General features: G+C 57.1%; 25 protein-coding genes. 12 read left to right on the top strand and 13 right to left on the bottom strand.

All coding sequences use genetic code 11. The features are described 5' to 3' along the window. Nucleotides 1-5 precede the first annotated feature (5 nt). The 6 genes from Q0816_RS00430 to secG form a co-directional block, all read right to left on the bottom strand. Entirely contained in the window at nucleotides 6-455 is a 450-nt protein-coding gene (locus Q0816_RS00430) for a TerB family tellurite resistance protein (RefSeq protein WP_298846215.1), read from the bottom strand. Between the two features lie 42 nt (nucleotides 456-497). Beyond that, nucleotides 498-791 (bottom strand): DUF1330 domain-containing protein, encoded by a 294-nt coding sequence (locus Q0816_RS00425; RefSeq protein ID WP_298846212.1) that lies wholly within the window; start codon nucleotides 789-791, stop codon nucleotides 498-500. Nucleotides 792-866: 75 nt separating this feature from the next. Beyond that, on the bottom strand, nucleotides 867-1,643 hold the full coding sequence (locus Q0816_RS00420; RefSeq protein ID WP_298846209.1) for an isocitrate lyase/phosphoenolpyruvate mutase family protein: 777 nt from the start codon (nucleotides 1,641-1,643) through the stop codon (nucleotides 867-869). 166 nt (nucleotides 1,644-1,809) lie between these two features. Further along, nucleotides 1,810-2,292, bottom strand: a complete 483-nt coding sequence (locus tag Q0816_RS00415) for a bacterioferritin (protein ID WP_298846206.1) — start codon at nucleotides 2,290-2,292, stop codon at nucleotides 1,810-1,812. Nucleotides 2,293-2,415: 123 nt separating this feature from the next. Continuing rightward, nucleotides 2,416-4,059, bottom strand: a complete 1,644-nt coding sequence (locus Q0816_RS00410; RefSeq protein WP_298846204.1) for a CTP synthase — start codon at nucleotides 4,057-4,059, stop codon at nucleotides 2,416-2,418. Between the two features lie 160 nt (nucleotides 4,060-4,219). After that, complete coding sequence (gene secG / locus Q0816_RS00405; protein WP_298846202.1) at nucleotides 4,220-4,588, bottom strand: preprotein translocase subunit SecG; 369 nt, start codon at nucleotides 4,586-4,588, stop codon at nucleotides 4,220-4,222. Nucleotides 4,589-4,739: 151 nt separating this feature from the next. On the opposite strand from secG, the gene nthA reads away from it, so the two are divergent. The 5 genes from nthA to Q0816_RS00380 all read left to right on the top strand — a co-directional run bounded on the left by nthA (nucleotide 4,740) and on the right by Q0816_RS00380 (nucleotide 8,110). After that, a complete protein-coding gene (gene nthA, locus Q0816_RS00400; RefSeq protein WP_298846200.1) occupies nucleotides 4,740-5,354 on the top strand; it encodes a nitrile hydratase subunit alpha in 615 nt (204 codons plus the stop codon). After that, complete coding sequence (gene nthB / locus Q0816_RS00395; protein ID WP_298846197.1) at nucleotides 5,351-6,028, top strand: nitrile hydratase subunit beta; 678 nt, start codon at nucleotides 5,351-5,353, stop codon at nucleotides 6,026-6,028. Before nthA ends, nthB begins: the two co-directional genes overlap by 4 nt. After that, nucleotides 6,025-6,354, top strand: coding sequence for a nitrile hydratase accessory protein (locus Q0816_RS00390; protein ID WP_298846195.1), 330 nt, complete (start codon nucleotides 6,025-6,027; stop codon nucleotides 6,352-6,354). The genes nthB and Q0816_RS00390 overlap by 4 nt, the downstream gene beginning before the upstream one ends. Before the next feature lie 224 nt (nucleotides 6,355-6,578). Continuing rightward, a complete protein-coding gene (locus Q0816_RS00385; RefSeq protein WP_298846192.1) occupies nucleotides 6,579-7,874 on the top strand; it encodes an adenylosuccinate synthase in 1,296 nt (431 codons plus the stop codon). Continuing rightward, the gene (locus Q0816_RS00380; RefSeq protein ID WP_298846189.1) at nucleotides 7,874-8,110 is read left to right on the top strand and encodes a DUF2842 domain-containing protein; all 237 of its coding nucleotides are present in this window, start codon (nucleotides 7,874-7,876) and stop codon (nucleotides 8,108-8,110) included. The genes Q0816_RS00385 and Q0816_RS00380 overlap by 1 nt, the downstream gene beginning before the upstream one ends. Here Q0816_RS00380 and Q0816_RS00375 read toward each other — a convergent pair. Beyond that, nucleotides 8,101-8,529, bottom strand: coding sequence for a GNAT family N-acetyltransferase (locus Q0816_RS00375; RefSeq protein WP_367180454.1), 429 nt, complete (start codon nucleotides 8,527-8,529; stop codon nucleotides 8,101-8,103). The two genes, Q0816_RS00380 and Q0816_RS00375, sit on opposite strands and share 10 nt — an antisense overlap. Before the next feature lie 332 nt (nucleotides 8,530-8,861). Next, entirely contained in the window at nucleotides 8,862-10,562 is a 1,701-nt protein-coding gene (locus Q0816_RS00370) for a hypothetical protein (RefSeq protein WP_298846181.1), read from the bottom strand. Between the two features lie 123 nt (nucleotides 10,563-10,685). On the opposite strand from Q0816_RS00370, the gene Q0816_RS00365 reads away from it, so the two are divergent. Next, nucleotides 10,686-11,393 (top strand): thiamine diphosphokinase, encoded by a 708-nt coding sequence (locus Q0816_RS00365; protein ID WP_298846178.1) that lies wholly within the window; start codon nucleotides 10,686-10,688, stop codon nucleotides 11,391-11,393. On the opposite strand, the gene Q0816_RS00360 is transcribed toward Q0816_RS00365, so the two are convergent. The 4 genes from Q0816_RS00360 to Q0816_RS00345 are packed head-to-tail and all read right to left on the bottom strand — an operon-like array spanning nucleotide 11,338 to nucleotide 14,814. Next, nucleotides 11,338-12,252 (bottom strand): DMT family transporter, encoded by a 915-nt coding sequence (locus Q0816_RS00360; RefSeq protein ID WP_298846175.1) that lies wholly within the window; start codon nucleotides 12,250-12,252, stop codon nucleotides 11,338-11,340. The two genes, Q0816_RS00365 and Q0816_RS00360, sit on opposite strands and share 56 nt — an antisense overlap. A 45-nt stretch (nucleotides 12,253-12,297) precedes the next feature. Further along, complete coding sequence (locus Q0816_RS00355) at nucleotides 12,298-12,714, bottom strand: GFA family protein (RefSeq protein ID WP_298846173.1); 417 nt, start codon at nucleotides 12,712-12,714, stop codon at nucleotides 12,298-12,300. Between the two features lie 23 nt (nucleotides 12,715-12,737). Continuing rightward, on the bottom strand, nucleotides 12,738-14,111 hold the full coding sequence (locus Q0816_RS00350; protein ID WP_298846171.1) for an L-serine ammonia-lyase: 1,374 nt from the start codon (nucleotides 14,109-14,111) through the stop codon (nucleotides 12,738-12,740). A 1-nt stretch (nucleotide 14,112) separates the two neighbouring features. Then, nucleotides 14,113-14,814, bottom strand: coding sequence for a glutathione S-transferase family protein (locus tag Q0816_RS00345; protein WP_298846166.1), 702 nt, complete (start codon nucleotides 14,812-14,814; stop codon nucleotides 14,113-14,115). Nucleotides 14,815-14,981: 167 nt separating this feature from the next. On the opposite strand from Q0816_RS00345, the gene rpiA reads away from it, so the two are divergent. The 6 genes from rpiA to Q0816_RS00315 all read left to right on the top strand — a co-directional run bounded on the left by rpiA (nucleotide 14,982) and on the right by Q0816_RS00315 (nucleotide 21,185). Further along, the gene (gene rpiA / locus Q0816_RS00340) at nucleotides 14,982-15,770 is read left to right on the top strand and encodes a ribose-5-phosphate isomerase RpiA (RefSeq protein WP_298846163.1); all 789 of its coding nucleotides are present in this window, start codon (nucleotides 14,982-14,984) and stop codon (nucleotides 15,768-15,770) included. 126 nt (nucleotides 15,771-15,896) lie between these two features. After that, a complete protein-coding gene (gene gor / locus Q0816_RS00335; protein WP_298846160.1) occupies nucleotides 15,897-17,255 on the top strand; it encodes a glutathione-disulfide reductase in 1,359 nt (452 codons plus the stop codon). 72 nt (nucleotides 17,256-17,327) lie between these two features. After that, nucleotides 17,328-18,470, top strand: a complete 1,143-nt coding sequence (gene hflK, locus Q0816_RS00330) for an FtsH protease activity modulator HflK (RefSeq protein ID WP_298846157.1) — start codon at nucleotides 17,328-17,330, stop codon at nucleotides 18,468-18,470. Beyond that, complete coding sequence (gene hflC, locus Q0816_RS00325; protein ID WP_298846155.1) at nucleotides 18,470-19,366, top strand: protease modulator HflC; 897 nt, start codon at nucleotides 18,470-18,472, stop codon at nucleotides 19,364-19,366. Before hflK ends, hflC begins: the two co-directional genes overlap by 1 nt. Beyond that, entirely contained in the window at nucleotides 19,366-19,560 is a 195-nt protein-coding gene (locus Q0816_RS00320; RefSeq protein ID WP_298846152.1) for a DUF2065 domain-containing protein, read from the top strand. Before hflC ends, Q0816_RS00320 begins: the two co-directional genes overlap by 1 nt. 131 nt (nucleotides 19,561-19,691) lie before the next feature. Then, nucleotides 19,692-21,185: a Do family serine endopeptidase gene (locus tag Q0816_RS00315; RefSeq protein WP_298846150.1), complete on the top strand. Its 1,494-nt coding sequence runs from the start codon at nucleotides 19,692-19,694 to the stop codon at nucleotides 21,183-21,185. Nucleotides 21,186-21,408: 223 nt separating this feature from the next. Here Q0816_RS00315 and Q0816_RS00310 read toward each other — a convergent pair whose 3' ends face one another. Then, on the bottom strand, nucleotides 21,409-22,077 hold the full coding sequence (locus Q0816_RS00310) for a Crp/Fnr family transcriptional regulator (protein WP_298846147.1): 669 nt from the start codon (nucleotides 22,075-22,077) through the stop codon (nucleotides 21,409-21,411). Nucleotides 22,078-22,168 lie beyond the last annotated feature (91 nt).

Here is a 22,168-nt window from a genome sequence, read left to right as displayed (position 1 = left end):
AGAGGTTAACTCACATCCAAGCGGCTTTGAACGCGTTCACGTGCAGCCTGGCTGTCATTAAAGCTCAGCCCCATGGCAACGCGGGCCTCTTCGACAATTTTCATCTCGCCTTCGTCAGACGTTCCATCGGCCAGAACGACTTCCCACAGAGCATCCAGTGCAGCCAGACGTTCTTTCAGGTCCGTCGTTTCGCGGATCAGTTTACCGAAGGTATCGGTTTCCGGCGCAGCTGCGTGCAACTTTTCGCAGGTGGCACGAACCTTGGCCGCCTCGATCGCATTATGCTGATAAAGGCGGGCCAGGATTTTGTCGATCAGGCTGATTTCTTCCAGTTTGTAATCCCGGTCGGCCTGCGCCACGCGCACCATAAGTGCGCCCAAGGCAAGCTCGGCATCCGGGTCCGGTAGATGTTCATGCTGAGGCGGTCTGAACGCCTGAAAGAACTTTTTCAACATGGCTGCAGGTTATTCCATATTTTGTGGTGCGCCAAGCGTAGACTACCCGTCATAGCCCCGAATGATCACAAGATCGCCCATCGATACTGGGTCACGCAGGGCCTTGGCATTTTGATAGGCCTCGCTTTCATAACAGGCAAGCGCATCCTCATAGCGCGGAAATTCAATCACAACTGTCCTTGCGCGCGCTGCACCATCTTTCACAACACGTTCACCACCGCGCGTCAGAAATCGTGCGCCGTAAGCCGCAAAAGGTTCTGCATTTGCGGCAATGTAGTGTTTGTATGTTTCCATGTCGTTCACATCGACATGGGCAACCCAATAACCTTTCGCCATATCCGCCTCCTGTTGTGGTTCAAGGGCAAGGTGATGAGAAATGGCAACAATTGCAATCCCACAACCTCAGGAAGATCAGCTGCGATAATGAATGGCAGAGTGTGCCAAGTCTGTCAGCCACGTGATCATCTGGCGATAGGGAACCGGGCCATAACTGACACGAGCGACTCCCAACTGGGCCAGACGCGGTGTGTCCGGCGCGCCGGGCAGGGCGATGATATTGACGGGCAGGTTTGTTGCGTTGCACAGACGGCCGATCATCGCCTCGTCCTTTAGCCCCGGGGCAAAGAACCCGCTGGCCCCGGCCGCCTCATAGGCCGATGCACGTGCAATGGCGTCGTTCAGCATGGCATCATCATGTGTCACTGCCGGTGCCTTCAGGAAAATATCGGTTCGTGCGTTGACATAAGCTGGAATACCCGCGCTTTCGCAGGCCGCACGCATGGCTTCGACTCGCCTGGCCTGAATCGCCGTTTCGTACAACCCGTCACCACCAATGATCTGGTCTTCGAAGTTGAAACCTACGACGCCGCAATCGAGCGCGCGTTTAACGTTTTCAGCGACACTTTGCGGGTCTTCCGCATATGCGCCTTCAAAATCCAGTGTTACCGGAAGATCAACCGCAGCAACGATGCGGCGCGTGTTGTCCAAAGCGGCTTCAAGCGGGATGTTCTGCCCGTCGCCAAATCCCTGTGCCATGGCAACGGGGGCACTGCCAGTGGCAATGGCCTGTGCGCCCGCTTCCCGCACGGCGCCTGCGCTGCCTGCATCCCAGATATTGAACAGAATGACAGGATCACCCTTCTTGTGAAGGCTGGTAAAGGTCTTCGCGTTTTGGGATTGGTCGCTCATCGGGGCTCTCCTGTCGTGGTGTGATCAACAGTTAACCCCATGAGGACAGTCCGAGTAGAGATTTTTTGTATTGAAACGTCACTTTGAAGTGACAGAAACGGCAATCGCTCAGGCCATGATGTGCTGGTCTGAGCGATGTTGTTTGAGTCAGTCGGGCTTAGGCCCGTCAGGCCTCGTTTGCCGCGCCGGACACAAATTTTGCGCTGAACGCGGATTCGCCTAGTCGTTGCAGCAGGCTCAGTTGTGTTTCCAGCCAGGCCTTGTGGCCTTCTTCTTCCAGCAGAATGCGTTCGAACAGGGTTCGTGATCCGACATCTCCGACCTCTGCAGCCTGCAATGCGGCTTTGGTATAGAAATCGACGGCTTCGGTTTCGTCCTTCAGATCCGAGGCAAACATCTCTTCCAATGTGCCCGCTGCAGCCGGGCTTTTCTGAAATGCAAGGTCAGGTGCGCCACCAAGGAACAGGATACGCTCAATAAACGCATCAGAGTGTCCCAGTTCCTCCTGCATCTCGCCGCGCATCTTCTCGGCCAGAATATCCAGCCCCCAATCATCCAGCATATGTGCGTGTAATTGATACTGGTGTGTCGCTGTCAGCTCCATATGCAGTGCTTGCTGGAGGTTGGTGATCGTTGTTGCGTTGCTCATCGGAAATCTCCTGAAACTCTGAACTGCATCTAACGTGCAAAGCAGAAATTCTGCTTCGCCATACAGTTAAGAGATCAGCCCACACAAAACAACGTGAGGGTGACAGTCCGACACAGCACGGGATCATACCAGACGCGATGTGTCTTTCGCGGCGCGCACAAAATCGCGGAACAGGGGATGTGGGTCGAACGGCTTGGACTTCAGTTCCGGATGGTACTGAACGCCGATGAACCACGGATGGTCCGACCATTCGACAATCTCTGGCAAGCGGCCGTCCGGCGACATGCCCGAGAAGTTCAGGCCGGCCTTTTCCAGTTTGTCGCGATATTTGATGTCCACCTCATAACGGTGGCGATGGCGTTCTTCGATAGAAGTGCCGCCATAGACGTCGGCCACTTTCGACCCTTCCGCCAGCACGGCATCATATGCACCCAGACGCATGGTGCCACCTTTGTCGTCGCCTACTTTGCGCTCGACCTTGTGGTTTCCCTGCACCCATTCTTTGAGGTGGTAGACCACTGGTTCAAAACGCTTTTTACCGGCTTCGTGGTCGAATTCTTCCGAGCCTGCTTCTGCGATTCCCGCCACATTCCGAGCGGCTTCGATCACGGCCATCTGCATACCTAAACAGATACCCAGATAAGGAACCTTGTGCTCTCGCGCATACTGAGCGGCCTTAATCTTGCCTTCGGTGCCGCGCTCACCGAACCCGCCGGGTACGAGGATAGCGTGATAACCTTCCAGATGCGGGGCGGCGTCTTCGGTGTCGAACACCTCGGCATCGACCCACTCGATCTTGACCCTCACGCGGTTGGCCATGCCGCCATGAGTCAAAGCCTCGGCAATCGACTTATAGGCGTCTTCCAGCTGGGTGTATTTGCCGACGATGGCCACCTTCACCTGACCTTCGGCGTTGTGGATGCGGTCGCTGACGTCCTCCCACTTGGCCAGATCGGGTTTGGGGGCGGGGCTGATCTGAAACGCATCCAGAACCGCCTGATCCAGACCTTCTTTATGGTATGCCAGCGGGGCATCATAAATGGTGGACAGATCCTGTGCCGCGATCACGCTGTCGGGGCGCACGTTGCAGAACAGGGCCAGCTTTTCACGTTCTTTCTTCGGGATCGGGCCTTCCGAGCGGCAGACCAGAATGTCGGGGGCCAGACCGATCGAGCGCAGCTCTTTCACCGAGTGCTGGGTCGGTTTGGTTTTCAACTCTCCGCTGGCCTTAATGTAAGGCAGCAGGGTCAGGTGCATGAACAGGCACTGACCGCGCGGCTTGTCCTGGCTGAACTGACGGATGGCTTCGAAAAAGGGCAGGCCTTCGATATCGCCCACCGTGCCGCCGATTTCGCAGAGCATGAAATCGACCTCATCCTCGCCAATGGCGATGAAATCCTTGATCTCGTTGGTGACGTGCGGGATCACCTGAATGGTTTTGCCCAGATAATCGCCACGGCGTTCTTTCTCCAGCACGTTGGAGTAAATCCGGCCCGAGCTGACCGAGTCGGTCTTGCGCGCTGCGACACCGGTGAAACGCTCATAGTGGCCCAGATCCAGATCGGTCTCGGCCCCGTCATCGGTGACAAACACTTCGCCATGTTCAAACGGCGACATGGTGCCCGGATCGACGTTCAGATAGGGGTCCAGTTTACGCAGTCGTACCGAATATCCCCGAGCCTGCAAAAGCGACCCCAAAGCTGCCGAAGCCAGTCCTTTGCCCAAGGACGAAACCACACCACCAGTGATGAAAATAAAACGCGCCATAGTTTTTCGGCTGCTCCCGTGAGACGTCAATATCAGCTGCCCGGCGGCTTGAAAAAACCGCAGCACCACGGGACTTCACACATAAAGGATTCGCGCGTGCAGCGCAAGAGAACCGCAAGATGCTGTTGCAGTTCCCTATCAAGTTTCTAGGTTTTGTGGCTTAGTCGCCAGCCTGTGGGATCAGCGGGGCATTGTCGCCCTGTGCAGGCGGCAGAAGATCATCAGCCGCCGGAACCGCCGGTGTGCTTTCTTCGGTCGAGGCCGGAGCCGGAACGCCCAAACGGTCGATCACCGAGCTGCCCGAAGATTTCTGTGCCGCCAGAATGGTCAGCGTGATCGAGGTCACGATAAAGCAGGCCGCCAGGATCCAGGTCACTTTCCCCAAAGCGGTCGCAGCTGCACGGCCTGTCATGGCACCACCGCCGCCGCCACCCATGCCTAGGCCACCGCCTTCGGACCGCTGCATCAGAACAACGGCAATCAGGCCCAGAGCCAAAAGAAGATGGATGATGAGAACGACGTTTTCCATGGTGTTCCTGTACAGCGTGGCGTGTATCGCGTGGTACTTATGCAAGTTTGCCAGCGGGGGCAAGTCAGGAGTTCGCATCACGACGCGTGATGTATCATATCACGGTAAAGGGACTGGACAGAACGCCGATCCGTGACGCAGGCTGCGGCCCATGCCACATGACGATCACGACCACCCGCACGCCCTGTTGCCACCTGAACCCGCACTGCGCGTCAAAGCGCTCGAAACGATTCTGACCCGCAAAGGTTTGATCGATCCGGCGGCACTGGATGAGATTATCGACACCTATCAGAACAAGATCGGTCCGCAAAACGGTGCGCGCGTCGTCGCCAAGGCCTGGAGCGACCCTGCTTTCAAGGCCGCGTTGCTGGAAGACGCCACGCCGGTTGTTGCCGATCTGGGCTACTATGGCCGTCAGGGCGAACACATGGTTGTGGTCGAGAATACTCCGCAACAACACAACATGGTCGTCTGCACATTGTGCAGCTGTTACCCGTGGCCACTGCTAGGTATTCCGCCCGGATGGTACAAATCCGACGCTTACCGCGCCCGAGCTGTGCGGGAGCCGCGCAAGGTGCTGGCCGAGTTTGACGTAACCTTGCCCGAAAGCTCTTCGGTGCGGGTCTGGGATTCGACCGCCGAGATTCGTTACCTTGTCCTGCCAATGCGCCCCGAAGGCACAGACGGGATGAGTGAAGATGAACTCGCTGCGCTGGTGACACGCGACAGCATGATCGGCACAGGCCTGCCTAAGATGCCGTCATGACCCGCGTTCATGACATGGGAGGCCGTTTTGGCGACGGTCCGATAAGTCCCGAGGCAGAGGATGCGCCCGTCTTTGCCGAGGACTGGCACGCGCGGGCGCTGGCCGTGACACTTGCCTCCGGATTTCTGGGGCAGTGGAACATCGACGTATCCCGCCACTCACGCGAAAAGTTGTCGCCGAAGGACTACACGCGTTTTTCGTATTATGAGAAATGGATTTCCGGTCTGGCTGATCTGTTGGTCGATAAAGGTGTTCTCACTCTGGATGATTTGCGGGACGGCGGAGATGACGGGCTGCACCCGCTGGCAGAGAAAAAGCTTAAAGCGGAAGCCGTGCCCGCCGCATTAGCCAAAGGTGGGCCTGCAGACAGACCCTCGAACGTTGTGGCGTGGTATTCTGCCGGGCAAGAGGTTGTCACGACCAGACTCGCGGCAAATCGCCTAGTGGATGGCGGCCATACACGCCTGCCGATTTATGCGTCCGGAGCTAAGGGCCGAATCCTGCGCCTGCACGGAATGCATGTCCTGCCCGATTCCAATGCTCATGGCTTGGGCGAAGCACCTGAACCGATCTATGCGGTAGCAATCCGGGCATCGGAACTTTGGGCCAGCCCTGAAAACCCCGATGACGAAGTGGTGCTGGATCTGTGGCAAAGTTACCTGGAGCCAGCATGAGCGATTGTATTTTCCACGACGCGCCAGAGCCCGTCTTTGCCGAACCCTGGCACGCTCAGGTGTTCGCAGTAACCGTGGCGTTGAATGAGGCTGGACGGTTCCATTGGCCCGATTGGGCGGCGCGTTTCTCGGATACACTGAAGCGCCACGGGTTATCTCGAGCGCTGGATGGCGGCGAAGACTATTTCCACGCGTGGTTGGAAACGCTCGAGGGTTTGCTCGCCGAGCAGGGCGCCGCGCCACCGCAAGATGTGAAAAAGCTGCACCGGGCTTGGGAAGAGGCCTACCTTAAGACACCCCACGGGCAACCTGTGCATCTGTGTTGAGGTCTGAAAGGGGGCTCTGCCCCCGCCGCCCTTGCAGGACGACTCCCCCGGGGTATTTTCTGCCAGATGAAGCAGGGGATCCATTCTTCATCTGGCCAAAAGTACCTCCGCCGGAGGCATCGCGCATTTGCGCGATTTCAATCTGCGGCGAAATATCGGTTTCCCTGCCGTTTGTGCCCCGCTATATGAGCCGGGTTTGATAACTCAGCGCAAAAGGACCGGATATGGCCAATGTGGTTGTTGTCGGCGCCCAGTGGGGTGACGAAGGAAAAGGCAAGATCGTCGACTGGCTCAGCGAACGGGCGGACGTGATCGCGCGTTTTCAGGGCGGGCACAACGCAGGCCACACGCTGGTCATTGACGGAGAAGTCTACAAATTGAACGCTTTGCCTTCGGGCGTCGTGCGCGGTGGAAAGCTGAGCGTCATCGGAAACGGGGTCGTACTGGACCCCTGGCATTTGGTCGGAGAAATCGCATCGATACGCGAGCAGGGTGTCGAAATCACCCCCGAGACGTTGATGATCGCTGAAAACACACCGCTGATTCTGCCCATTCATGGTGAGCTGGACCGCGCCCGAGAAGAAGCTGCGAGCAAAGGGACCAAAATCGGAACCACTGGTCGCGGCATTGGGCCCGCTTACGAAGACAAAGTTGGCCGCCGGTCCGTTCGGGTTGCTGATCTGGCTGACGCAGCGACGCTTGAGGCGCGTGTTGATCGCGCATTGCAGCACCATGATCCGCTGCGCAAGGGACTGGGGATTGAACCTGTCGATCGGGATGGGCTGATCGCTCAGCTGAAAGAGATCGCACAGCAAATCCTACCGTTCGCGGCGCCCGTCTGGAAAGTGCTGAACGAAAAACGCAAGGCTGGCAAACGTATCCTGTTTGAGGGTGCGCAAGGTGCATTGTTGGACATCGACTTCGGAACCTATCCGTTTGTGACATCGTCGAACGTGATTGCCGGGCAGGCGGCGACTGGTGTGGGTATTGGTCCGGGATCAGTGGATTTCGTTCTGGGCATCGTCAAAGCCTACACCACTCGTGTGGGTGAGGGGCCGTTTCCAACCGAACTGGACGACGATGATGGTCTGCGCCTTGGAACCCGTGGGCATGAGTTTGGCACCGTAACGGGCCGCAAGCGCCGCTGCGGCTGGTTTGACGCGTGCCTGGTGCGTCAGACCTGCGCGACCAGTGGCGTAAATGGCATCTCGCTGACCAAACTCGATGTATTGGACGGCTTTGAAACGCTGAAGATTTGCACCAGCTATGAGCTGGACGGCGAACGTCTGGATTATCTGCCCACAGCCGCTGATCAGCAGGCGCGCTGCAAGCCCGTCTACGAAGAAATGCCGGGCTGGAGCGAATCCACTGAAGGTGCGCGCAGCTGGGCTGAACTTCCAGCCAACGCGATCAAGTACGTACGTCGTGTTGAAGAGCTGATCAAATGCCCGGTGGCGCTTTTGTCCACCAGCCCGGAGCGGGACGACACCATTCTGGTGACCGACCCATTCGCAGACTGATGAGTGACGAGCAGAAAACAGGTCTGAGTTACAAGGCGCGCCGGCGCTGGTCGTTGGTGATCCTAGTCGTTGGCCTGCCACTCTATATTGTGGCCGTGGTGACGGTCTTAAACTGGCTGGAGCGCCCACCGATCTGGGTAGAGCTTCTGGTCTATATTGTTTTGGGCATTCTTTGGGCTGTGCCGTTCAAGTTCGTTTTTCGCGGCGTTGGCAAGGAAGACCCGGATCAGTCCTGAGCCTCGTTTGACGCGTGTACATGGTTTGACCAACTGAGCACTGCGCGTGCAAACGCGCGGTACGCGTCTGTGATTTCTTTGGCCGTGCTGAACGGGGTCGGCCACGGAGTGGTCAGGCTCGCCTCGACCTGACCCGGGACAAGAACCAGTTCTGCGTTGTGCTTGGCAGCCAGACGTCGCAATTTTTGATTGGTCGCCAAGCAAAGCATGTGAACTTCTCTGAACCCTCGGTTTTGAGCCACCGTAATGAGGCGTGAGAGCAAAGCATCGCCAATGCCCTGATCCTGCCCGACCTTTTCGACAGTAAAGGCCGCTTCGGCGATGTGGTGTTTTTGATCGGGTATCAGACGCAATTCTCCTACACTACGCAGGCAAGAATCCGGGAAAGCACCCAAAATGAATGCTGCGTCAGCAAACATGTTGGAGATGTAGTTGTGCAGTCCCCGAGGCTGAACAGATAGGCCAAAGCGTGAGAACAACACTTCGTTGTTCAAATTGTTGAAATCGTTAATTATCAATTCCTTATCATATTTTCGAAGTCGACGAATTATGACGTCTTGCGTAGCGCTGCCTTTGTCTGAAAGAGACATCCTGACGAGTTTTCTTTCGCATGATCATACCAGGTTTCTGCGACGCAGCGTTACCTATTGAGCGATTTTTTTCAAAACGATATCCAGCATCGTGCTATTGGGGGAGAAAAAAGAGAAAGGGCCGGGTGTTACCCGGCCCGGACTTTCAATTGGGATGGCAGTTAGCCGACTGCGCGTTCATCATCAGGACGAAAGCCGATCAGATTGGAGGCTGCGAAACGGCCGCCACCGGCTTTTTCGATTTTCCCATCGCGCAACAACTGTCCAAACGAACGCAGGCTTTCTTCGCGATTGAATTCGTCCTGCTTTAAGGAACGGACCTTGTTCATCAGTTGCGGGCGAGAGAATTGCTCCTGACCTTCGACAAAGGACAGATAGGCTGCGGCCGCCTCCAGAAGATCCTGCAGCGACTGCGCGCCCTGATCCTGCGCAAACTGGGCAAAACCGCCTTCTTCCGTTCCGGCTTCTTCGATCTGAGCTGTAACACGACGTGGCATGATCGGGCCCGTGTTCGCGTTTTGATCATCAACACGTTGCTCGGCAACCAGTTTCAGAGGTGCCGGAGCGTCGGCTTCCGGGCGCATGCTGGTCACGTTCACTTCGGGGCGACGCGGGCTGACGACCGATTCCAGGTCGCCGCGATACTCGTCCAGAGGCGAAGCGTCCGAGGTAGCCAGACCATCACGGTCGGCCTCGGTCGCGGCAACTGCGGTGCGCAGGTGTGAATATGTTTCACGCGCATCGTTGCTGGAGGGGTCTTCCATGTGCTCGCCGGTTTTAGCCATCAGGCGCGAAATATCCTGATCGGGATCGGCATCATCGGTCAGTTTTTGGCTCGAGCGGCCGGCCAGATCCGTTTCGATTTCAGAAATCTCGGCCAGCAGGTTCACTTCGTCCGCTGCGGTCAAAACACCCTGTGGCTGATCGTCGTTGGTTTCTTCTGACTTTGCGTCTTCGGATTCAATCGCCACATCTTCAACGTTAAGGATGTTGGGAACATCATCTTCGTCGATTTCCTCTTCGGTATCTTCTTCAAGATCCGAGAACAGGGGCTCGGTAGGAAGTTGCGGTGAATCTTCGATATCTGCGACCGGCAGGTGCTCGGGGGTCAGGGGCACCCGCTGCTCGGAAGTTTCTTCGATAATCGGATCTGCAGTTTCGATATTTTGCGCCTCTGGGGCTTCGGTTGCCAGCAATTCGCCGACCTGCAATTCTTCAGCGTCAATTGCAGGTTCTTCTTTGACTTCTGCCGTCTCTGATTTTGCTGGTTCGGAAAAGTCTTTCGAATTGAGCGCGCCGGCCTCGAAGGCGGCTGCCACGGCGTCCATCGGAGGGGGCGTATCGGCCAGCAGCGAAGATTCCTCGTCTTCGGAATAGGCAGTTGCGGGCACGTCGGAATGGGACACAACGGCCCGGATGCGCTGCAGTTTTGCCGCAATGCTATCGGCAGCCAGAGGAGTGATGTCCGCGACGGGTTCCGCGTCAACGAACTCAGTTTGTGTCGGGCCCGGCTGGGTTTGTTCGTGAGTGGGAGTGTTCATGACATTCACAGGAGCCGTGTTCGGGGCCGGTGCATCAGAAGCGACAGAGGGCGGGGCTTCGGTGCCTTGCGTGGCACGCAGCAACAGGCCGGATTCATTTTGGCTGGCTTCGACACGCTGCGACGCATCACGCCGGGCGATACGCGTCAGCATCTCGGCATCTGGCTGGGGTGGTTCCGAGCCGAAATAACGGTCATCTGCAGCAAGATCGCGGAAATATTCGGCAATGGCTTTCATCGTTTCAAAGGAATCGTCAAATCCTTCCAAAGTGCAGGAGAAGGTTCCATAGGAAACGGTCAATACCTTGTTATTCTGTACCATCAGACGCATGTCCTTTACAAACTACGAGAGCCAACTTACCCGGAATCGGGAGCACACATCGGCTCTGAACTTTATGCATGAACCTATCATTTTGTGGTCTTAATGTGTCCAAATCCGGGAAAAATGGCCAATCTTAAGAAAAATGATCCAATTGTGCGCTCTGCTGATCCAATCGGGCTGTTTGGGGGCGGATTTGTTGGTTCTGAGGACCTGAATTTGGTGCTGAACCGCGTCACTTCGGTCGTCGCAGCGGACGGTGGTGCGTCCGTTCTGACAGAATCAGGTCGTATTCCGGACGCGGTCATTGGAGACTTCGATTCGCTAGACAAAGCGTCGAAAGCAAGAATTCCGACAGACCGACTTTTTGCCATTCGCGAACAGGACAGCACCGATTTCGACAAGGCCCTGCGCAATGTGCAGGCTCCGCTGGTTTTGGGCGCGGGGTTTCTGGGCGGGCGGCTGGATCATCAGCTTGCAGTTTTGAACATTCTGGTGAGACGTCAGGAACAGGCCTGCATTCTGTTGGGCGAGCATGAAGTGGTCTTTCATGCTCCTCCCCAGATCCGACTGCCGGTTGCGCCCGGAGATGTCGTTTCGCTGTTTCCGATGCGCCGCGTAACGGGTCGTAGCACCGGGCTGGAATGGCCAATCGATGGTCTGCGGTTTCAACCGGACATGCAGGTGGGCACATCCAATCGGGCGCTGTCGAATGTTGAATTGCAAATGGATGGGCCCGGCTTATTGGTGATGGTTCCGCGCGCCACGCTGGATCCGCTTATGCGGGTGTTTCTGTCGGGGCAGACCGAGCGTTGGCCCGTTCGCGAAGAATGACGTACAAGCCTGAGCCGATGGTGATCATGATGCCGATTGCCGCCAACCCGTCCGGCAGGTCGCTGAAAATGATCCAACCAATCAGGGTTGCGACGGGGATTTCCAGATATTGCATCGGGGCCAGTGTGGCCGAAGGTGCATAGCGTAGTGACCATGTCATCAGTAGGTGTGCGAGCGTTCCTAGAATCCCAATCGCGATCAACAGCCAGTACAAGTCGGGGGCGGGCAATGTTGCCGATACTTCCCAGATGCCAAGCGGTGTTCCGATCATTAGGACAGGAGCCAGTATCACAGTCGCAAAGACCCCTGATATTGCCTGCAGGGAAACCGGATCCGTTTCCTTGGCGATTTGCCGCGTGACCAGCATGAACAAGGCAAAGACCACGGCGACGATCAAAGGCAGTAATGCAGGTGCGCCGACCTCGGCAAAGCTGGGTTGGATCACCAACAGGGTGCCGGTAAATCCTACGATACAGGCTACAAGTCGGCGGGTGCCGACTTCTTCGCCCAGTACGTATTTGCCCAGCAGCAGCATGATGAACGGCATGACAAAGGCGATGGCGATGGCATCGGCCAAAGGCAGGAACTGCAATGCACTGAACATGGCCGTAATGCCGACAATATGCAGCAGTGTGCGGATGATTGTCAGGCGCAGGATACGCCCGCGCATCCGCCACGGCCGTCCTGTCACCGCCACCAACGGGACAAGAATCAACGCTTGTACCGCGAAGCGGACTGTAACCAGCAAACCTAGTGGCGTCGTCTCGCCCAACAGCTTTGCCATCGCATCGCCCAACGGGGCGAGCACGCAAAAACCAAGCATCAAAAAGATGCCTAAAACGGGGTGATCCTGAGTCATGAGCGCGACGCTAGCGGTTTGGCGACACAGTGGAAAGGTCCGAATTCAGCCGTCGGGCAGGGGTTGAACCTTGGTGTAATCTGGCCCGATGCAAGTGGGCAGACCGTCATCAAGATGCAGCCAGCTCAGCTTTTCCTCATGAGATACGTGCAACGTGGGCTGCAGCGCCTCAGGGGTCTCCAATGTGGCAACGTAAAGGTGCAGCACATCCGACATCTTGGCGGAACGGAACGAGATCGGTGTGCCGCAATGCGGGCAGAAACTACGCTCAACTCCGGGAGAGGAATTGAAGTGTTTCGGCTCTTCTCCGACCCAGCGCCACTGACCGTCACGAACCGCGAAATAGGTGGTCATCGGCGCGGCGCATTGGCGGCGACAGCTGTCGCAATGACAGGAAACGCAGGACAGGGCAGGAGGGTCAATTTCGTACTTGATGCTGTCGCACAGGCAATGTCCACGCATATCAACCCTCTCCTGTTACGATCTCAGCAGTTTGGCACGTTCACGGCCAGCCCGCCAAGTGAGGTTTCCTTGTACCTTTCATGCATGTCATGGCCGGTCTGACGCATGGTTTCGATCACCGCGTCCAGCGGCACGAAATGCTCACCATCCCCGCGCAGGGCCAGCGATGCAGCAGACACTGCTTTGATGGCACCCAGCCCGTTACGTTCGATGCAGGGCACCTGAACCAGACCGGCGACGGGATCGCAGGTCATACCCAGATGATGCTCCAATGCGATTTCGGCGGCATTTTCAACCTGCTCGGGTGTGCCGCCCATAACAGCGCAGAGACCGGCTGCAGCCATGGCAGACGCGCTGCCGACTTCTGCCTGACATCCCGCTTCGGCACCCGAGATTGAGGCGTTGTACTTGACCAGCCCGCCAATCGCGGCGGCAGTCAGCAGGAAGTCCTCGATATGGCTCTCGGAAGCCCCCGGAACGTGGTCCAAATAATAGCGCAGCACAGCAGGCAGGACACCCGCCGCCCCGTTGGTGGGTGCCGTGACGACTTGCCCGCCGGCGGCGTTCTCTTCGTTGACCGCCATCGCATAGACGCTCATCCAGTCGTTGATCGTATGCGGTGCGGTCAGGTTCATGCCGCGCTCGGCGATCAGCGCGTCATAGATACCCTTAGCCCGGCGGCGCACCTTCAGCCCGCCCGGCAGGATGCCATCTGTGGTCAACCCGCGCTCGATACAGTCATTCATCACCTGCCACAGCCGGGCCGAGCCTTTGGCAAAACTATCGACGCAACCGCGCGCGACTTCATTGGCACGCTTCATCTCGGCAATGCTCTTGCCACTGGTTTTGGCCATCTCCAGCATTTCCACGGCAGATTTGAACGGGAATGGCACTGGTCCGCCTTCGTCCGTCGCTTTGCCTTCGGTCAGCTCTTCCTCGGTCAGGACAAAACCGCCACCGATGGAATAGAACACCTGGCGCAGGATCACGTCCCCTTGCGCGTCGGTCGCCATCAGGATCATCCCATTGGCATGTCCAAGCAGGTTGTTGTCGTAGTCGAAAATGAGATCTGTTTTGGGATCGAACTGAAGCGTCGGCAGGCCATCTGGGGTCACCGTATGCGTGCTGGCGATGTCGGCCAGTGCGGCCTCGGCCTTATCGTTGTCGTAGCTGTCTGGAACAAAGCCGGCCAACCCCAGGATAGTCGCCCGGTCTGTCGCGTGGCCGACGCCGGTAAAGGCGAGCGAGCCGTGCAGCGATCCTTTCAGACCCGCAAACTCAAAAGGTGACGCGCGCATCATATCCAGAAAACGTGCTGCAGCCACCATGGGACCCATAGTGTGCGATGACGACGGGCCGATGCCCACTTTGAACATATCGAAGACAGATAGGAACATATCAGGTAGCTGAGCCTTCCGGAGGATTAGCATGAGTAGGAGATGTGAACGGTGTGACCCCCAGCCCCTCAGCTGCAATGGCCGAACGGGTAGCGGGGCACATTTCAAGCTGCATCAGAATGGTCTGAAGGTTCGGTGTGTCGGCCAGTTGATACCAGCTGCGGTCGGTTTTAGCTGGATACAAAGCCATCCAGCGCATCATGCAGGCGACATAATAGGTCAGAACCGACTGCGAATCCGCCCTGAACCAGACGGGCGCGCGTTTTGCCAGAGCGTCCAGTAATTGCAGGTGTTGCCGTAAACGGGGCCGGATGCCTGCACGCAGCATGTCGGCTTGTGACGGATCGATGTATTTCTCGGCGTAAAACAGAATACGCAGATCGGCGTGCAACGTATTGGACGCAAAGAACAGCCATTTCAGAAACTCGGCGCGGTCCGGGTCATCTGCTGGCGGGGCCATTTGCCCATGGCTCTCTGACAGCCACAGAAGGATGGCCGCAGTTTCAAAGATCGGTCCTTGCGGCGTTTCCAGAACGGGGATCAGCCCATTTGGATTCAGTGCCCGATACGCTGCGCTGTCCTGTTCGTTCCGGCGGCGATCCACAAGCACGGCTTCATAGGGCACACCCATTTCTTCCAGCACCAGCCGGATCACCAGCGAGGCGTTGTCAGGAGCATAGTATAGGCGATACGGGGTCATCATGCGGGTAATCTATATGACAAAGATGTGGGTGTAAGACATGATTGCGACGTTTCCGATAGGAAACGCGCAGTCTTGAAACAACTTTACGCTTGCCGGACCGTAAATTGTGGTCGCAGTTGCACAGCGCATTCCCTATAACTTCGGCAGACTAAACTGGGAAAGCTGCCATGTCCGGAGATCTGTCGCCCATCGACACTGCAAAATACGTGGCTGCTTGCCGCGCCGCCGAGATGGTCGAAGACGGAATGCGCGTGGGCCTTGGGACAGGATCCACAGCCTCCTGGCTGGTGCGCCGTCTGGGCGAACGGGTGCGGGATGAAGGCTTGCGGATCAAGGGCGTTCCTACGTCCACCCGCACCGCGCAGCTTGCACGCGAGGTCGGGATCGAGGTCATTTCACTGGATCAGGCCGGGTGGTTGGACATGACCATTGATGGTGCCGATGAGTTTGACGCGGACTTGAACCTGATCAAAGGTGGCGGCGGCGCGCATCTGCAGGAAAAAATCGTGGCCACGGCCAGCGACCAGATGATCGTCATCGCTGATGCAGGGAAAGAGGTTGAAACACTGGGTGCTTTTCCCTTGCCGGTCGAGGTTGTTCCCTTTGGCTGGCAAACCACGCGCACCCTGATTGAAGAAGCACTTGATACGATGGATGTACTTGGAACTTCGTCGGCGCTGCGCATGAACGGTGAGGCCCCATTTGTGACCGACGAAGGCAACCACATCCTCGATCTGCACCTGCAGCGGATCGGTAACCCACGTCAGGTTGCTTTGATCCTCAATCAGGTACCGGGCGTGGTTGAAAATGGTCTGTTTATCGATATCTGCGACAAAGTGGTCCTGGGCCATGGTGACGGGCGGGTCGAACTGCGGGATATCAATGCGGGCACCATCGAGCTGGATCAGCTGTTGGATGAATCCCGGGAGAACCTGTTTTCCGATCAAACGGACTGAGTTTGATGCGATCCAATCGGACAAGCGTCAGTGAAAGATCGAAAATTCCGCGTGCGGGGGTTGGCACCAGAGTTTTCACGCCCAGATATCCAAAGAATTTTTACAAGTTGAACGAAGGAAACCGGCATGAGCTTTGACTATGATCTTTTCGTCATCGGAGGAGGCTCGGGCGGGGTCCGCGCAGCGCGTGTGGCGGCGGGTGAAACAGGTGCCAAGGTCGCCTTGGCCGAAGAAGACCGTTATGGTGGCACTTGTGTGATCCGGGGTTGTGTGCCCAAGAAACTGATGGTCTTTGCCAGCGAATATTCGGACATGGTCGGGGACGCGCAGGCTTATGGCTGGGACGTTCAGCCCGGTGCGTTCAATTGGAATACCTTCCATGACAAGCTGGTGGCTGAGCTTGATCGGTTGGAAGGTATCTATCGTAACATCCTGAAAAACAACGGTGTTGAAAGCTTTGATCAGCGGGCGCGCCTGGTGGATGCCCATACGGTCGAGCTGACCGACGGCACCCGCAAAACAGCCAAACACATCCTGATCGCTACCGGCGGTCGCCCGGTTGTGCCGGATTTCCCGGGTTCGGAGCTGGCGATCACTTCGAACGAGATATTCCATCTGGACAAGCTCCCCAAGAGCATTTTGATCGTTGGTGGAGGGTACATCGCCAGCGAATTCGCCGGGATTATGAACGGACTGGGTGTCAAGACCACGCAATTCTATCGCGGTGCGCAAATTCTGCGTGGCTTTGACGAAGAAGCGCGCGGGCTGATCTGCGAAGAGATGCGCCAGAACGGTATCGACGTTCGTCTGGGCACCAACGTGCTGGAAATGACCAAAGACGGCGACCAGATCCGCGTCAAGGCAACCGACGGCACCGAGGATCGTTTCGACGTGGTTATGTACGCAACCGGTCGCGCGCCGAATGCCGATAACCTCGGGCTGGAGGAACTGGGCGTTGAACGCGGTCGCAAAGGCGAGATCGTCGTGGACGAATACAGCCAGACCGCTGTTCCCTCGATCTATGCCATCGGCGATGTGACGGATCGGGTGAACCTGACGCCTGTTGCCATCCGCGAGGGCATGGCTTTCGTGGAAACCGTTTTCAAAGGCAACCCAACACCAGTGGATCACGACCTGATCCCGACCGCGATCTTCACGCAGCCCGAAATGGGCACGGTTGGTCTTAGCGAAGAGGAGGCCTCGGCTCGGGAACCAATCGAGGTTTATGCCACGTCGTTCAAACCGATGCAGAAATCTTTTGCGGGCGGCACACAACGGGTTTTGATGAAATTGATCGTTTCTCAGGCCACGCGCAAGGTTCTGGGATGCCATATTGTCGCCCCCGGTGCCGGAGAGATGATCCAGCTGGCCGGAATTGCCGTAAAAATGGGCGCGACGAAGGAAGATTTTGATCGCACGGTTGCAGTTCACCCAGTGATGGCCGAAGAACTGGTGACAATGCGGCAACCTGTACGCACGGCTTGATTTGCAAGCGCGCGTACACACGTTACAAGGGAACCCGTGATCACACGGTCCAATACAAGGGAAAAGATACATATGGCGGGCAACAGCGGCGGCCCCTGGGGGGGCGGAGGCTCTTCGGGTGGCGGAGGAAATCGGGGTAACAACGGGGACGGGCGCAAGCCCCCCGAAAGCGATGGCCCGCAGATCCCCGAGATCGATGAGCTGATGAAAAAAGGCCAAGAGCAGCTGCGCGTCCTCATGGGCGGTCGCGGTGGCGGTGGCCGTGGCGGTAGCGGCGGTCAAGGCGGCGGTGGCCCGGCCTTTACCAAAGGCACGGTCGCGATTGGCTTGATGGCAGCTGCTGTCGTGTGGGGGTTAGCCAGCTTCTACACCGTCAAACCCGAAGAACAATCGGTTGAACTGTTTCTGGGTGAGTTCTCGGCCGTCGGAAACCCGGGCCTGAACTTTGCTCCGTGGCCGTTTGTCACCGCAGAGGTTATTCCTGTGACCCGCGAACAGAACGAAGACATGGGCGGTGCCCGTGGCAGCGACGATGGCCTGATGTTGACCGGCGACGAAAATGTGGTCGATATCGACTATCAAGTTGTTTGGAACATCAATGATCCCGCCAAATTCCTTTTCAATCTGCGTGACCCGCGCCAGACGATTCAGGCAGTGTCGGAGTCGGCCATGCGTGAGATTATTGCGCAAAGCGAACTGGCGCCGATTCTGAACCGGGATCGCGGCATTATCGCCGACCGCCTGCAGGAACTGATTCAGGCGACGATGGACAGCTATGATTCTGGCGTGAACATCGTCCGTGTGAACTTTGACAAGGCCGACCCGCCACAGGACGTGATTGCGGCGTTTCGCGATGTTCAGGCGGCCGCGCAAGAGCGTGACCGTCTGCAGAACGTCGCTGACGCCTATGCCAACCGTGTACTCGCCGAAGCGCGAGGTGAAGCCGCACAGATTCTGGAAGAGGCTGAAGGGTATCGTGCCCAACAGATCAACAGCGCTCAGGGTGAGGCCAGCCGTTTTAGCGCGGTTCTGGAAGAGTATTCCAAGGCACCGGACGTGACCCGCAAGCGTTTGTATCTGGAACGGATGGAACAGATTTTGGGTGACGTCGATAAGATCATTCTAGACCCGAGCTCGAGTGGGCAAGGGCAGGGCGTTGTGCCCTATCTGCCGCTCAACGAGCTGCGCCGAAGCCCTGCAGGGGAGAGCAACTGATGCGTAAAACGACATTTATACTGCCGATCGTTTTCATCGCGATAGTCGGCGTGCTGTCCTCGATCTTCATCGTGGACGAGCGCGAGCGTGCTCTGGTTCTGCAATTTGGCCGCGTTGTCGCGGTGAAGGAAGAGCCGGGTCTGGCGTTCAAAATTCCGCTGATTCAGGAAGTGGTGCGCTATGACGACCGCATCTTGTCCATCGACGTGCAGCCGCTGGAGGTCACGCCGCTGGATGATCGTCGCCTCGTGGTCGACGCTTTTGCACGTTACCGAATTTCCGATCTGAACCAGTTCCGTCAAGCGGTTGGTGTTGGCGGTATCCCGGTTGCCGAGGATCGACTGGACCGCATCTTGCGCGCCGAAACCCGTGAAGTTCTGGGTTCGGTATCCTCGCGCGATATCCTGAGTTCCGACCGTGCCGCATTGATGCTGCGTATCCGCAACAGTGCCATTGCCGAAGCGCTGGCGTTGGGTGTTACTGTGATCGACGTTCGTTTGAAGGCGACAGATCTGCCGCAGGCCAACCTTGAGGCGACTTTCGATCGGATGAAGGCCGAGCGGGAACGTGAAGCGACCGACGAACGCGCGCGTGGTAACGAGGCCGCGCAGCGTGTACGTGCGCAGGCCGACCGAACTGTGGTTGAGCTAGTGTCGGACGCGCGTCGTGAAGCTGAAATCACCCGCGGTGAGGCCGACGCCGAACGCAACGCGATCTTTGCTGATGCCTACGGTGCCGATCCGGAGTTCTTTGAGTTTTACCGCTCACTGACGGCCTATGAGAATGCGCTGCAAGGCGGCAACAGCTCGCTGGTGTTGAGCCCGGATTCAGAGTTCTTCAATTACCTTGGTTCTCCGACAGGGCGGACTGTGCCAGCGGCTTCGGCGTCCGAATAATGGGTATGATCCTTCTGGCCTTTGGGCTGGTATTGATTGTCGAGGGGCTGGCCTATGCGCTGGCCCCTTCGCTTATCGAACGGATGCTTGAAGCCTTGCGAGACCTGCCGGAGCAAGCCCGGCGTCTGGCCGGATTGCTGTGTGTGATCAGCGGGCTGATCCTGCTTTGGGGCGCGTATCAGCTGGGCTTTTGACCCAAGGCCTTCACTTGCCGGTGATTTCGCTGCGATGCCGAGTTGCTCGCCGGGTCAAACTGACTACATTGGTTGGTAAGAAAGGCCGTATTCAGGCGGTCTTGGCAAGAATTTCGACAAGGAGAGCTCAAGTGCAGGCGAAAGCGCGCAGTGTATCCGTCCGGTGGGGCGAAGGGAGTGTTTGGATGCGGCTGATGTGGCTGGCTTTTGCCGGTACGCTGATTGTGCTGGCGCAATCGGCCGTGGCGCAGGCCCGGGGCGAAAGCCTGGCGCCGCTGGCCGAAAAAATCAGCCCTGCAGTGGTGAACATCACGACCAGTACCCTGATCGAAGGCCAAACAGGTCCGCAGGGCATTGTACCCGAAGGCTCTCCGTTCGAAGACTTTTTTCGCGAGTTTCAGGACCGAGACGGCGACGATGATGACAATGCACCACGGCGCAGTAACGCACTGGGATCAGGATTTGTGATCTCGGAAGACGGCTTTATCGTGACCAACAATCATGTGATTGCCGAAGCGGATGAAATTCTTGTGGAATTTTTCCCGGGCGATGGCCAACCCAAGAAAGAACTGGTCGCCAAGGTTATCGGAACCGACGAGAAAACTGATATCGCACTGCTCAAGGTCGAAGCATCGGGTCCGTTGAAATACGTGCAGTTTGGCGACAGCGATGTTGCGCGTGTGGGGGACTGGGTCATTGCCATGGGCAATCCGCTGGGTCAGGGATTTTCAGTGTCTGCCGGGATTGTATCAGCACGCAATCGAGCGCTGAGCGGATCCTATGACGATTACATCCAGACAGATGCGGCGATCAACCGGGGCAACTCGGGGGGACCCTTGTTCAACATGGACGGCGAAGTGATCGGTGTGAACACCGCGATCCTGTCGCCCAATGGCGGCTCAATCGGCATTGGTTTTTCGATGGCATCGAATGTGGTCGTTAAAGTTGTCGATCAACTGCGTGAATATGGCGAAACACGCCGCGGTTGGCTGGGTGTTCGCATTCAGGACGTAACCGAGGACATGGCCGAGGCCATGGGGCTGGAAAAGCCCGGTGGCGCGCTGATCAGCGATGTTCCGGAAGGTCCTGCCAAAGAAGCCGGGTTGAAGGCTGGGGACGTGATTCTCAGCTTCAACGGCGTCGATGTTGAAGATACCCGTGGTCTGGTACGTCAGGTTGGTGAAACGGAAGTCGGAAAATCCGTCAGAGTTATCGTGCATCGTGATGGCGGAACGCAGACCGTACTTGTCACATTGGGTCGGCGCGAAGATGCTGAGCGCGCTGAAACTGATGAAGAAGAAACGCCAGAAGCTCCGGTTGATGAAAACGCAGACATTCTTGGCCTGACGATTTCGCCACTTACAGAGACTTTGAGAGGGGATCTAGGGTTGGATGCCGACGCCGAAGGTCTGGTGATTGCAGACGTCGACGAATCCTCTGAGGCTTACGCCAAGGGGTTGCGAGCGGGTGATTTGATCACCGAAGCGGGCCAGCAAAAGGTGGAGACAATCGGCGATCTCGAAGCCCGGATGGAAGAGTCGCGCGAAGCCGGCCGCAAATCCTTGTTGCTGTTGGTGCGCAGGGGCGGCGATCCACGCTTTGTGGCGCTGAGCCTCGAGGAATAACTGAAATGGCCGGGGAAAGCTCCCGGCCAATTTCTTGACTCTGAGCAAAACACAGGGCCAATGTAACTCAAAAAAAATGAGCCATACGCAATAACTGCGTATGGCTCAGATACAGGGAGAGGTCAGTGGACAGATATCGGGGATGATTCTCTGACCTCCTACGGTAACAATCTCACCTTAGGTCAGCGCCGAGACATCGGTATGTGAACCAGATCACACCCGATCAGATAAGATCAGAATCTGCTAGTTCGCGCAGAGCTTCGAAATCCTGAATTAGCAATCCGCCGCGGGAAGCTTCGACCATGTTATCACGTTTCCAGGTTGAAATTGTCTTGGAAACCGCCTCACGTGTGGCTCCGACAAACTCGGCCAGTTCGCTTTGCGACAAGGTGATACGTTTGGTCGGATCGTCCTGCAATCCGGACAGATGTAACAGCTTTCGGGCCAGGCGGATGGGCATGGGCAAAAAGACCTGTTCGTTCAATTGCGATCCCATCCAGCGCATTCTCAACCCGGCCAGACGGATCATATCTACCGCAAGATCAGGCTGTTGCCTGATTTGGTTCATGACATCGTTGCGGCGCACGCGCAGCACGCGGGATGGTTCCGCTGCTAAGATGGTCGCTGTACGCGGACCGTTATCGAACAACGCGATTTCGCCGAAAACTTCGCCGGGGCGCATCAGAGTCAGGGTCAGTTTTCGACCGCTCATGGCCAAAAATGACACTTCAAGCGTGCCTTCAAGGATGGCATAGAGCGCGTCGCCCTCATCATCTTGTTCGAATAGTACTTCGTCCTGAGCCAGAGAAATTTCGGTCGCCTGAGCCGAAAGCATATCTCTAAGCCCGTCGGAGGCTTCGGAAAGGAAGCCGCTGTTAGGGAAGGCGGTCATGTGTGCACCGATCTTGGGCAAGGTGTGAGTGTGGGTGGTGGCACAGCTTCCCATAGCTCGACGCGCAAGCCAAGAATTTTGTTTGTTTTGG

This window comes from uncultured Ruegeria sp., assembly GCF_947497005.1.
Classification (GTDB): Bacteria; Pseudomonadota; Alphaproteobacteria; order Rhodobacterales; family Rhodobacteraceae; genus Ruegeria.
This window is presented reverse-complemented; position numbering and strand designations above follow the sequence as displayed.